The sequence below is a fragment of the Mycobacterium sp. NGS62 genome (genome assembly GCF_059812285.1).
Map to the genome: position 1 here is coordinate 49,010 of NZ_JCALCK010000014.1, position 12,326 is coordinate 61,335.

Annotated in this window: 8 protein-coding genes and 1 pseudogene; 3 read left to right on the forward strand and 6 right to left on the reverse strand. The window is 68.4% G+C overall.

Translation table 11 applies throughout. The annotated features are described in order from the left end of the window. Positions 1-26: 26 nt before the first annotated feature. The gene (locus AC5Y49_RS22120) at positions 27-4,532 is read left to right on the forward strand and encodes an ATP-dependent helicase (protein WP_499891256.1); all 4,506 of its coding nucleotides are present in this window, start codon (positions 27-29) and stop codon (positions 4,530-4,532) included. Positions 4,533-4,538: 6 nt separating this feature from the next. Next, positions 4,539-5,288, forward strand: a complete 750-nt coding sequence (gene nei2, locus AC5Y49_RS22125) for an endonuclease VIII Nei2 (RefSeq protein ID WP_499891260.1) — start codon at positions 4,539-4,541, stop codon at positions 5,286-5,288. A 14-nt stretch (positions 5,289-5,302) separates the two neighbouring features. Here the strand turns inward: nei2 and AC5Y49_RS22130 are convergent, their stop codons facing one another. From AC5Y49_RS22130 to AC5Y49_RS22140, 3 genes and pseudogenes are all read right to left on the reverse strand, one after another. Beyond that, the gene (locus tag AC5Y49_RS22130) at positions 5,303-6,145 is read right to left on the reverse strand and encodes a pseudouridine synthase (protein WP_499891263.1); all 843 of its coding nucleotides are present in this window, start codon (positions 6,143-6,145) and stop codon (positions 5,303-5,305) included. Beyond that, positions 6,142-7,898: pseudogene (locus tag AC5Y49_RS22135) on the reverse strand (glycerol-3-phosphate dehydrogenase/oxidase). Before AC5Y49_RS22135 ends, AC5Y49_RS22130 begins: the two are co-directional and overlap by 4 nt. Positions 7,899-7,955: 57 nt before the next feature. After that, positions 7,956-9,362, reverse strand: a complete 1,407-nt coding sequence (locus AC5Y49_RS22140; RefSeq protein WP_499891265.1) for an NAD(P)H-quinone dehydrogenase — start codon at positions 9,360-9,362, stop codon at positions 7,956-7,958. A 67-nt stretch (positions 9,363-9,429) separates the two neighbouring features. On the opposite strand from AC5Y49_RS22140, the gene AC5Y49_RS22145 reads away from it, so the two are divergent. Then, on the forward strand, positions 9,430-9,903 hold the full coding sequence (locus AC5Y49_RS22145; RefSeq protein ID WP_499891268.1) for a gamma-glutamylcyclotransferase family protein: 474 nt from the start codon (positions 9,430-9,432) through the stop codon (positions 9,901-9,903). A gap of 92 nt (positions 9,904-9,995) precedes the next feature. Here the strand turns inward: AC5Y49_RS22145 and AC5Y49_RS22150 are convergent, their stop codons facing one another. From AC5Y49_RS22150 to AC5Y49_RS22160, 3 genes are all read right to left on the reverse strand, one after another. Then, complete coding sequence (locus tag AC5Y49_RS22150) at positions 9,996-10,883, reverse strand: endonuclease domain-containing protein (RefSeq protein WP_499891271.1); 888 nt, start codon at positions 10,881-10,883, stop codon at positions 9,996-9,998. 122 nt (positions 10,884-11,005) lie between these two features. Continuing rightward, on the reverse strand, positions 11,006-12,172 hold the full coding sequence (locus AC5Y49_RS22155) for an amidohydrolase (RefSeq protein WP_499891274.1): 1,167 nt from the start codon (positions 12,170-12,172) through the stop codon (positions 11,006-11,008). Further along, the gene (locus AC5Y49_RS22160) at positions 12,169-12,309 is read right to left on the reverse strand and encodes a hypothetical protein (protein WP_499891275.1); all 141 of its coding nucleotides are present in this window, start codon (positions 12,307-12,309) and stop codon (positions 12,169-12,171) included. The genes AC5Y49_RS22155 and AC5Y49_RS22160 overlap by 4 nt, the downstream gene beginning before the upstream one ends. Between the last annotated feature and the right edge of the window lie 17 nt (positions 12,310-12,326).

Consider the following 12,326-nt stretch of genomic DNA (forward strand, 5'->3'; position numbering starts at 1 on the left):
TCGTAGCCCCTTGGCACTATGGCTGAGTGAGCACCACACCGGCCGATCCACTCGCGCGGTTCAGCCCGGTCACCCGGGACTGGTTCGCCGGTACCTTCGCTGCGCCGACACCCGCCCAGGCCGACGCCTGGGCCGCGATCGCCGACGGCCATAACACCCTGGTCATCGCACCGACCGGGTCCGGCAAGACGCTGGCGGCATTCCTGTGGGCGATCGACAGCTTGGCCGCTTTGGCCGAGCGGCCGGCCGGCACCCGGGTTCTGTACGTGTCGCCGCTGAAAGCCCTGGCTGTCGACGTCGAGCGCAACCTGCGCACGCCGCTCACCGGCATGGCCAGAGTCGCCGAGCGGCGTGGTCTGCCCACCCCTGAGATCGGCGTGGGGGTGCGGTCGGGTGATACCCCGCCCGCCCGCCGTCGCCAACTCGTCAGCACACCGCCCGAGGTGCTGATCACCACGCCGGAGTCGCTGTTTTTGATGCTGACCTCGGCGGCCCGGCAGACGCTGACCGGCGTGCAGACCGTGATCGTCGACGAGGTGCATGCCATCGCCGGCACAAAACGCGGTGCGCATCTGGCGTTGTCGCTGGAACGCCTCGATGAGCTGTTGCCCCGGCCGGCGCAGCGCATCGGGCTGTCGGCCACCGTTCGCCCGCCCGAGGAGGTCGCGCGGTTTTTGTCGGGCGCAGCCCCGACGACAATCGTGGCGCCGGCCGCGGCCAAGACGTTTGACCTGACGGTGCAGGTACCTGTGCCCGACATGGCCGACTTGGCGAACAACACCATCTGGCCCGATGTCGAGGCCCGGTTGGTGGACCTGATCGAAGCGCACAACTCGACGATCGTGTTCGCCAACTCGCGGCGGTTGGCTGAACGGCTCACCGCGCGGCTCAACGAGATTCACGCCGAGCGCTCCGGCGTCGGCTTGCCGGCGGAGGCCAACCCGCAGGTGGCCGGCGGTGCTCCCGCTCAGCTGCTGGGCAGCGGTCAGACGTACGGCGCCGAGCTGGTGCTGGCCCGCGCCCATCACGGGTCGGTGAGCAAGGAGCAGCGTGCCGTCGTCGAAGAAGACCTCAAAAGCGGACGGCTCAAGGCGGTGGTGGCGACCTCCAGCCTGGAACTCGGCATCGACATGGGCGCGGTGGATCTGGTGATTCAGGTCGAGGCGCCGCCGTCGGTGGCCAGCGGTCTGCAACGCATCGGCCGGGCCGGGCACCAGGTCGGCGAGACCTCTCGGGGGGTGCTGTTTCCCAAACATCGCACCGACCTGATCGGCTGCGCGGTGACGGTGCAGCGCATGCTCACCGGGCAGATCGAGACGATGCGGGTGCCCGCCAATCCGCTGGACATCCTCGCCCAGCACACGGTGGCCGCCGCCGCGCTGGAGCCGGTTGACGCCGACCGCTGGTTCGACACGGTCCGGCGCAGCGCGCCGTTCGCGACGTTGCCGCGCAGCGCCTTTGAGGCCACGCTGGATTTGCTGTCCGGCAAGTACCCGTCCACCGAATTCGCCGAGCTGCGGCCACGGCTGGTCTACGACCGGGACAACGGTACGTTGACCTCCCGCCCGGGCGCCCAGCGACTGGCGGTCACCTCAGGCGGGTCCATCCCCGACCGTGGACTGTTCGCGGTGTACCTGGCCACCGAAACGCCTTCCCGGGTCGGCGAACTCGACGAAGAGATGGTCTATGAGTCCCGGCCCGGCGACGTCATCGCCCTTGGTGCGACCAGCTGGCGGATCACCGAGATCACCCACGACCGGGTGCTGGTGATTCCGGCGCCGGGGCAGCCGGCCCGGCTACCGTTCTGGCGGGGCGACGACGTCGGGCGACCGGCCGAGCTGGGCGCCGCACTCGGTGCGTTCACCGGCGAGCTGGCCGGCCTGGACGGCAGTGCGTTCGAGAAGCGTTGCGCGGACTTGGGTTTCAACGACTACGCAACCGACAACCTGCGGCGGCTACTCGAAGACCAGCGTGCCGCTACGGCGGTGGTGCCCACCGATGCCACGCTGTTGGTCGAACGGTTCCGCGACGAACTCGGTGACTGGCGGGTGATCCTGCACTCGCCCTATGGACTGCGGGTGCACGGTCCGCTGGCGCTGGCGGTGAGCCGCCGGCTGCGCGAGCGCTACGGCATCGACGAGAAGCCCACTGCCTCTGACGACGGGATCGTGGTACGGCTGCCGGACGCGGATACCGCGGACAACCCACCGGGAGCCGAGTTGTTCGTCTTCGACGCCGACGAGATCGATCCGATCGTCACCGCCGAGGTGGGCGGATCGGCGTTGTTCGCGTCGCGCTTCCGGGAGTGCGCGGCCCGCGCCCTGCTGCTGCCCCGCCGCCATCCGGGCCGCCGCTCGCCGCTGTGGCATCAGCGCCAGCGCGCGGCTCAACTGCTCGACGTGGCCCGCAAATACCCCGACTTCCCGATCGTGTTGGAGACGGTGCGCGAATGCCTGCAAGACGTCTATGACGTCCCCACGCTGACCGCACTGATGGCCCAGATCGCCCAGCGTCGGGTGCGGGTCTTGGAGGCCGAGACCGCGACACCGTCGCCGTTCGCGGCGCCGCTGCTGTTCGGCTATGTCGGAGCCTTCATGTACGAGGGTGACAGCCCGCTGGCGGAACGCCGCGCCGCCGCGCTGTCGTTGGATGCCACCCTGCTGGCCGAGCTACTCGGCCGTGTCGAGCTACGCGAGCTGCTCGATCCGAACGTCGTCGCCGCCACCGGCCGGCAGTTGCAGCACCTGGCGGATGACCAGGCGGCCCGCGATGCCGAGGCGGTCGCCGACCTGCTGCGGCTGCTGGGCCCACTGACCGAAGACGAAGTCAGCGCCCGCGCCGGCGGCGCCGACGTGGGCGGCTGGCTGGAAGGCCTGCGCGCCGCCAAACGGGCGCTGCCGGTGTCATTTGCCGGGTGCGATTGGTGGGTAGCCATCGAGGACATCGGCCGGCTGCGCGACGGGGTCGGGGTGGCCGTGCCGGTCGGAGTGCCGGCCAGTTTCACCGAAGCCGTCGCCGACCCGCTGAGTGAACTACTGGGGCGGTATGCCCGCACGCGCGGCCCGTTCACCACTGCCGAGGCCGCCGCTCGGTTTGGCCTGGGTCTGCGGGTGGCGGGCGATGTTTTGGGTCGGTTAGCCGTCGACGGCCGGTTGGTGCGCGGCGAGTTCACGACCGATACCTCCAGCGACCAGTGGTGCGACGTCGAGGTGCTGCGGATTCTGCGTCGACGCTCGTTGGCGGCGCTGCGCGCACAAGTCGAACCGGTCAGCACCACCGCCTACGCCCGCTTCCTGCGGGGCTGGCATCAGGTGGGGTCGTCGACCAACAGCGGCGCGGACGGCCTGGCCGCTGTGATCGACCAGCTCGCCGGCGTGCCGTTGCCCGCCTCGGCAATCGAGCCGCTGGTGCTGACGCCGCGGGTGCGCGACTATTCACCGGCCATGCTCGACGAACTGCTGGCTTCGGGAGAAGTCATCTGGTCGGGCGCAGGCTCGATCTCTGGTTCCGACGGCTGGATCATCTTCCACGCCGCCGACGCCGCGCCGTTGACGCTGCCCGCCGGCACCGACATCGAGTTCACCGACGCCCACCGCGCGGTGCTGGAAACGCTGGCCGGCGGCGGCGCATTCTTCTTCCGACAGCTCAGTGACGGGATCGCCGACGGCGAACTCAAAGCCGCGCTGTGGGAACTGATTTGGGCCGGCTGGGTCACCGGCGACACTTTCGCGCCGGTGCGCGCCGTGCTCGGCGGCGGCCCGGGCGCCCGCAAACGTTCCGCGCCGGCGCACCGCAACCGCCGCCCACCGCGGCTGAGCCGCTACAGCGTCGCGCACGCCCAGACGCGCGCCACCGACGCAACGGTGGCCGGTCGCTGGTCGGCGCTGCCGGCGCCGGAGCCGGACTCGACACTGCGGGCCCACTATCAGGCCGAACTGCTGTTGAACCGCCACGGTGTGCTGACCCGCGGCGCAGTGGCCGCAGAGGCCGTGCCCGGCGGGTTCGCCACGCTCTACAAGGTGCTGACGGCGTTCGAAGATGCCGGCCGCTGCCAGCGCGGCTATTTTGTCGAGTCGCTGGGCGGCGCCCAGTTCGCCGTCGCGTCCACGGTCGACCGGCTGCGCAGCTATCTCGATGGCGTCGACCCGGAACGCCCCGAGTACCGGGCGGTGGTACTGGCCGCCGCCGACCCGGCCAACCCGTACGGCGCCGCGCTGCCGTGGCCGCCGAGCGACGGCACGGCACGGCCCGGCCGCAAAGCAGGCGCGCTCGTCGTGCTGGTGGACGGCGCGCTGGCCTGGTTTTTGGAGCGCGGCGGCCGGTCACTACTCAGTTTCACCGAGGACCCCGAGGCCGGCCGCGCGGCAGCCGCCGCCGTCGCTGATGTGGTCGGCATGCGGCGTATCGACTCACTCCTGGTTGAGCGGGTCAATGGCGTGCCGGTGCTGGAGCTGCGCGATTCGCCGGTCCACGCGGCTCTTACCGATGCCGGGTTCACCCGCACCCCACGCGGGTTGCGGCTGCGGACATGAGCCACCATGCCTGAAGGCGACACCGTCTGGCACACGGCCGCCACGCTGCGCCAGGCGTTGGCCGGAAAGACCTTGACGCGTTGCGACATCCGAGTCCCGCGGTTTGCCACCGTCGACCTGACCGGGCACACCGTCGACGAGGTGCTCAGTCGGGGCAAGCATTTATTCATCCGGGCCGGGTCCGCCAGTATCCATTCGCACCTGAAGATGGACGGCAGCTGGCGGGTCACCAACAGTCCGCCCGACCATCGGGTGCGGATCATTCTGGAAGCCGGTGATGTTCGGGTAGCGGGAATCGACCTCGGCGTGTTGGAGGTCCTCGACCGGGCGCACGACCAAGACGCGGTGGCACATCTGGGACCGGATCTGCTGGGTGAAGACTGGGATCCGCAGCTCGCGACCGCCAACCTGACGGCCGATCCGCAGCGGCTCCTGGCCGAGGCGCTGCTCGACCAGCGGGTGATGGCCGGGATCGGCAACGTCTACTGCAACGAACTGTGCTTTGTTAGCGGCCTTCGGCCGACGGCACCGGTCACCGCACTCGCCGATCCACGGCGTCTGGTCGCGCGAGCTCGGGACATGTTGTGGGTCAACCGCTCCCGTTGGTCGCGCTGCACGACCGGTGACACCCGTCGCGGCCGTCAGCTGTGGGTATACGGACGCGCCGGGCAGCAGTGCCGTCGCTGCGGCACCGCGATCGCCTCGGACGACACCGGCGACCGGGTCGCGTTCTGGTGCCCGTCCTGCCAGCGCTAGCCAAGGAAAGCCGCCTAAAGACCACGACGTCCGGTAACGAATGTTTGCCGGATCCCGCTGATCGGGTCGTCGAACTCCAGGGTATGAGCCAACAACTGCAACGGCGCACTGAAATCATCAGGGGCGATGTCAATGACCTCGGGGTACAACGGATCACCGTGAATAGGCAGGCCGACCGACGCCATGTGCACGCGCAGCTGATGGGTTCGTCCGGTCCGCGGCGTGAGCCGGTACAACCCGTCGGGGGCAAGCAACTCGACCAGCGTCTCGGCGTTGGGTTCGCCGGGCTCCTCGACGGCTTGTAAACAGCCTCGTCGCTTGATGATTCGGCTGCGGATCACCTGGGGCGACGTGGCATCCGGGTCCACGTCCGCGCGCGCCAGATACGTCTTGCGGACCGCTCCGCGAGCGAACATCGTCTGGTAGACACCGCGCACTTCACGGCGGGTGGTGAACAACAACACCCCGGCGGTCAACCGGTCCAGGCGGTGCGCCGGGCTCAGCTCCGGCAGACCCAGCTCGCGACGTAACCGTACTAATGCGGTCTGCGCGACGTGGCGACCGCGCGGCATGGTGGCCAGAAAGTGCGGCTTGTCGACGACGACGATGTCGTCGTCCCGATAGATCACCGGGATCTCAAAGGGCACGGCAACCTCCACCGGCAGCTCGCGGTAGAGGTAGACGCTGGCACCTGTTGGCAGCACGGTCGTGTCGTCAACCGGATTCCCGTCGGCGTCGACGACTTCGCGGGGCCGCCCGCCGAACCGGGCGTTGAGCTCGGCCAGCACCGGTCCGCCGCGCAACCGCACCCGCGCCGGCCCCAATCCGTCGCGGACCGGCAACGGCGCCGGTCTCACGTTAACGGCACCGGCTCGAAATTTCGGCGCGGGCCTCGGGAGCGCTGGCGCGCAACGCATCCGCAGACTCGTCGTCGGGCTGGGTCTGTGACAGTATTTCGGCTTCCACCCGCGCGGTGTAGGTCTGCACCTCGCGGTCGATGTCCGCGGCGCTCCAGCCCAGTACCGGCGCGACGACCTCAGCCACCTCGCGTGCGCAATCGACGCCGCGGTGTGGATACTCGATCGAAATCCGCATCCGGCGGGCCAAGATGTCCTCCAGATGCAGCGCGCCCTCGGCGGCTGCCGCGTAGGCCGCCTCCACTTTCAGATAGACCGGTGCCTGCGCGATCGGGTCCAACAGGTCGGGACGGTCATCGGCCATCGCCAACACCTCGCCGATCAGCGACCCGTAGCGGTCCAGCAGATGACGCACCCGATACGGGTGAAGCCCGCGCAGCGCGCCGACGTGCTCGGTCTGGTTGATCAGCGCGAAGTAGCCGTCGGCGCCCAGCAGTCGCACCTTCTCGGTGATCGACGGCGCGACGCGGGCCGGAATATATTGCGCCGCCGCGTCAATCGCATCGGCTGCCATCACCCGGTAGGTGGTGTACTTGCCGCCGGCGATGGCGACCAGGCCGGGCGCGGGCACCGCCACCGCGTGCTCGCGGGACAGCTTCGAGGTGTCGTCGCTCTCACCGGCCAGCAGCGGCCGCAATCCCGCGTACACCCCGTCGATGTCGGTGTGGGTCAACGGGGTCGCCAGCACGGTGTTGACGGTGCCCAGGATGTAGTCGATATCGGCCTTGGTGGCCGCCGGGTGGGCCAGGTCGAGGTTCCAGTCGGTGTCGGTGGTGCCGATGATCCAGTGGCTGCCCCACGGGATGACGAACATCACCGACTTCTCGGTGCGCAGAATGATCGCGACGTCGCTGACGACGCGGTCACGCGGCACCACGATGTGCACGCCCTTGGAAGCACGCACCTGAAACCGGCCGCGCTGCTTGGACAATGCTTGGATCTCGTCAGTCCACACCCCGGTCGCGTTGACCACGACATGACCGTGTACGTCGGTGACCGCGCCATCCTCGGAGTCGCGGACCTGCACCCCGGTCACCCGGTCGCCTTCTCGCAGCAACGACACGACCTGGCTCGAGGACCGCACCACCGCGCCGTAATGCGCGGCGGTGCGCGCCACGGTCATGGTGTGCCGGGCGTCGTCGACGACGGTGTCGTAGTACCGGATGCCGCCGATCAGCGAACTGCGCTTCAGCCCCGGACACAACCGAAGCGCACCCGCCCGGGTCAAATGCTTCTGCGCCGGAACCGATTTCGCACCACCGAGTTGGTCGTAGAGGAAGATGCCGGCGGCCACATACGGGCGTTCCCACCACCGCTTGGTCAGGGGGAACAGGAATGGCAGCGGCTTGACCAGATGCGGAGCCAGCGTGGTCAGCGACAATTCCCGCTCATAGAGCGCCTCGCGGACCAGCCCGAATTCCAGTTGCTCGAGGTAGCGCAAACCACCGTGGAACATCTTCGACGACCGGCTGGAGGTTCCGGAGGCAAAGTCACGCGCCTCGACCATCGCCACTTTCAGTCCGCGGGTGGCGGCATCCAGCGCGCATCCCGCGCCGACCACGCCGCCGCCGATCACCACCACGTCGAACTGTTCGGCACCCAGCCGCTCCCAGGCAGCCGCACGTTGTTCGGGTCCCAAGGCGGAGGCCGGCCAGTACTGCCCGTTGCCCGGTCCGCGGATCGGGTCGCTCACGACACAGAACTCCTGTCGGTTACTCGTCGGTAGACGCTGGCCTAAGGCTACCGGGAGTCAATCCAGATCATCGTGAGCCATCAGCCGCCGCGCAGCCTCGGTGATGGAGCCCGACAGCGACGGATAGACGACCAGCGTCCGGGCCAACTGGTTGACCGTGATGCGGTTCTGTACGGCCACCGCGATCGGCAGGATCAGCTCCGAGGCGATCGGAGCGACAACCACGCCGCCGATCACCACGCCGGTGGCCTGGCGGCAGAACAGTTTGACGAAGCCGTGGCGCAGTCCGGACATCTTGGCCCGGGCGTTGGTCTTCAACGGCAACATGATGGTGCGGGCCAGCACGGACCCGTCGTCGATGGCCGATTGCGGGACACCGACCGCCGCGATCTCGGGCCGGGTGAACACCGCCGCCGCGACCGTGCGCAACCGGATCGGGCTGACCGCCTCCCCCAGCGCGTGCCACATGGCGATCCGGCCCTGCATCGCGGCCACCGACGCCAGTGGCAGTAAACCGGTGCAGTCCCCGGCGGCGTAGATGCCGGGCACTGAGGTCCGCGAGACCCGGTCGACGGTCAGGTAGTTGCCGCGGCCCAGCTCGATGCCGACCCGGTCCAGGCCCAGGCCGGCGGTGTTGGGTGTCGACCCGATCGTCATCAGGGCGTGACTGCCCTCGACGGTGCGGCCGTCGGTCAGCTTCACCACGACCCCGTCGTCGGTGCGGGTCACCGAGTCAGCGCGCGCGTTCTTGACCAGCTTGACGCCGCGTTCGGCGAACGATTCCTCGAGCACTCGCGCGGCATCGGCGTCCTCGTAGGGCAGCACCCGATCCCGGCTGGCCACCACCGTCATCTCGACGCCCAATTCGGTGTAGGCGTTGACGAACTCGGCACCGGTGACCCCGGAGCCCACGACGATGAGGTGGTCGGGCAGCGACTCCAGGTCATAGAGCTGACGCCAGGTCAGGATGCGCTGGCCGTCGGGCTGGGCCGACGGCAGGATGCGCGGGCTGGCACCGGTGGCGATCAGCACGAAGTCGGCGACGAGTTCGCTGGTGCCGCCGTCGTGAGTCGTCACCTTGACGCAGTGCCGGGCCAAGCCGGGCGCGGTGTCGACCAGCTCACCGCGCCCGGGGATCACCTCGACGCCCGCGCTGACCAACTGCGCGGTGATGTCGGCGGACTGGGCAGCGGCCAGCGTCTTGACCCGCTGGTGAATTTCGGCGAGCGAGATCTTGGCGTCCTCGATGTCGATGTCGAAGCCGAGGTCGGGGGCGCGACGCAATTCGGTGCGCACGCCGGTGGACGCGATCAACGTCTTGGACGGCACCACGTCGGCCAGCACGGCAGCGCCGCCGATGCCGTCGGAGTCAACGACGATGACCTCGGCATCGCGTGCAGCGGCCACCAGCGCCGCCTCGTAGCCGGCCGGCCCACCGCCGATGATCACGATGCGGGTCGCCACAGCCCCTAACCTAGCCAAGTTGTCGGATGACCGCCGAGTGAGCGGGCGGCGTCTAAGCTTTGTCCACGTGCCGCTCTACGCCGCCTACGGGTCGAATATGCATCCTGAGCAGATGCAGCAGCGGGCACCGCACTCGCCGATGGCCGGAACCGGCTGGCTGCATGGTTGGCGGCTGACCTTCGGTGGCGAGGACATCGGCTGGGAAGGCGCGCTGGCGACCATCGTCGAAGACGCGGCCTCGAAGGTGTTCGTCGTGCTCTACGACGTGACGGCCTCGGATGAGATGGACCTGGACCGCTGGGAAGGCTCCGAGCTGGGCATCCACAAGAAGATCCGCTGTCGGGTGGAGCGCTTGTCGTCGGACACCACAACCGATCCGGTGCTTGCCTGGTTGTACGTGGTGGATGCCTGGGAAGGCGGCCTGCCGTCGGCCCACTACCTGGGCGTGATGGCCGATGCGGCTGAAATAGCCGGTGCTCCAGAGGAATACGTCCACAATCTGCGCACCCGCCCGGCACGCAACATCGGCCCGGGCACGTAACTATTCTGGCTTCTCACCCTTCTCCGCGAGCGTGCATGTTTGTACGCCGATATGCCGTTTCCGACGGCATTTTGTGCACCTTCGTGACGGCATCACGCCGCTTTCCGACGCTCCAATTGCGAGTCGATACGGCGGACAAGCTCCCACGGTCGATACCTGACATCCTCGGCGACGATAGTGATGATTACCCAACCCAATTCTTGCAGCGCCGCGGATCGCCGGCGGTCCCTGAAGAAGGCGTCGGGGCCGCTGTGCCAGTCGACGCCGTCATACTCGGCTGCGACCCGATACTCCGGCCAGGCGAAGTCCACCCGCCACTCCTTGCCGTTCGCATCGACGATCTTGTGTTGCAGCACCGGCTTCGGTAAACCTCCGTCGATCATGACCAGCCGCGCCTCGCTCTCCATTGGCGACTCCGCCTCCGGTGCGGCCAGTGGGAGCAGCTCACGGACTGCGACGATGCCGCGGCGACCGGCCTGCCGGCTGATAGCCCGTTCCAAACCGGCACGGGTGCACGCGCCACTGCGCAGCGCTGCGTCCAGCGTCGCCAATGCTCGCGGCCGACGCAGTCCACGGGCTACCTCGATCGCGGTCCAATCCGGAGCGGTGGCCGGTCGGTCAACGATCAGAGTCAGCGGGGCGCCCTCGCGCCGATGCACGATCAGACCGTCCGCGGACCGCAGTTGTTGACCGAGTGGATTGAGCACATGCAAATCCGGGGTCTCCTCGGTATCGAAGCCGTACGCCGCGGCCGCGGTGCTCAGACAAACGGCGACGGTCGTGCCAGCTGCGAGGTCGAGACCACGCAACTGCAACCGACGGTTGACTTGACCACGGCCATAGATGCGGTACCAAATCTTTTGCAGCCCACCATGCTTCAGTTCCGACTCGAGGCCGCGGCGGGTTAGGAACGTCAGTGCCTGAGCGGACGTGACAACCCCGCCTTGCTCGTCGAGCAACCGGTTCAGCTCTTCATTCATGCTAGTGATCGTCAGGGCATCGGCTCGGGCCGTGTAGTCAGCTGTGCACAATGACGCCGAGGGTGCGTCCTTGTACAGCATTTGCGGCGTGTCGGCGTACAAACACGCACGCTCGCGGTGGACTAAAGAGCAGCCTGCTCGACGATGTTCACCAGCACCCGCACGCCGATCGCCAGGGCGCGCTCGTCGAGATCGAAGGTCGGCTGATGCAGATCCAACTGCGGCCCCTGGCCCGACCACACGCCGAGTCGCGCCATCGCGCCGGGGATTTCCTCCAGATACCAGGAGAAATCCTCGCCACCGCCCGACTGCCGGGTATCGGCCAGCACATCGGGGCCCACGGCCTCGATGGCATGCGCCAGGATCCGCGTCGAGACCTCCTCGTTGACCACCGGCGGCACGCCGCGGTGATATTGCAGCGTGTGCTCGATCCCCAGCGGTGCCAGCAGCGCGGAGACGGCTTCGCGGATGATCCCCTCCAGGCTCTGCCAGGTCTCCCGGCTGGCGGTGCGGACAGTCCCGGCCAGCACGCCGGTCTGCGGGATCGCGTTGGCGGCCACCCCGGCGTTGACTGCGCCCCACACCAGCACCGTGCTTTTGCGCGGGTCGATGCGGCGCGACAGCACACCGGGCACTCCGGTGATCAAGGTGCCGATCCCGTAGACCAGGTCGGCGGTCAGATGCGGGCGTGACGTGTGCCCGCCCGGTGAGTACAACGAGATCTCGAGCCGGTCGGCCGCCGAGGTGATCGGGCCGGGTTTCACGGCGACCCGGCCGACCGCAAGTCGCGGATCACAGTGCAACGCGAAGATCCGGGTGACTCCGGACAGCGCCCCCGCCGCGATCGCGTCGATCGCCCCGCCGGGCATCAGCTCTTCGGCGGCCTGAAAGATCAGCCGCACCCCGACCGGCAGTTCGGGCACCGAAGCCAATGCTTGTGCGGTGCCGAGCAGGATCGCGGTGTGCCCGTCGTGTCCACAGGCGTGCGCGACGTTGGGCATCGTCGACTCGTAGGGGGCGCCGGTCCGCTCGGCCATCGGCAACGCGTCCATGTCGGCGCGCAACGCGATCCGCGGTTCGTTCTCCGGGCCGAAATCGCAGGTCAGACCGGTGCCACCGGGAAGCACCTTGGGGTTGAGGCCGACGTCGGCCAGCCGCTCGGCGACAAACTGGGTGGTGGCGTATTCCTGCCGGCCCAATTCCGGGTAGCGGTGGATGTGACGCCGCCAGTCGATCAGGTCGTCGTAGTGGGCGGCCAGCCAGGATTCGGCACTGTCGACGAGGCTCATGTCGCCGCCGGACGAAACACGATGTGCGCGAACGCCGATTCTGGTTCAGGGTGGATTGCCTCGAACGGCTCAACCCGGTCAGTGCCACGGCGCCACACCGCATCGTTGACGGCATTCAACGCGGTGGCAGTGGGCATTCTCGCAGTATCTCACC

Excerpts from the sequence above, each read along its gene's own strand:
- nei2 (WP_499891260.1), top strand. The coding sequence starts at position 4,539 with ATGCCTGAAGGCGACACCGTCTGGCACACGGCCGCCACGCTGCGCCAG.
- AC5Y49_RS22150 (WP_499891271.1), bottom strand. The coding sequence starts at position 10,883 with ATGAATGAAGAGCTGAACCGGTTGCTCGACGAGCAAGGCGGGGTTGTC.
- AC5Y49_RS22155 (WP_499891274.1), bottom strand. The coding sequence starts at position 12,172 with ATGAGCCTCGTCGACAGTGCCGAATCCTGGCTGGCCGCCCACTACGAC.
- AC5Y49_RS22160 (WP_499891275.1), bottom strand. The coding sequence starts at position 12,309 with ATGCCCACTGCCACCGCGTTGAATGCCGTCAACGATGCGGTGTGGCGC.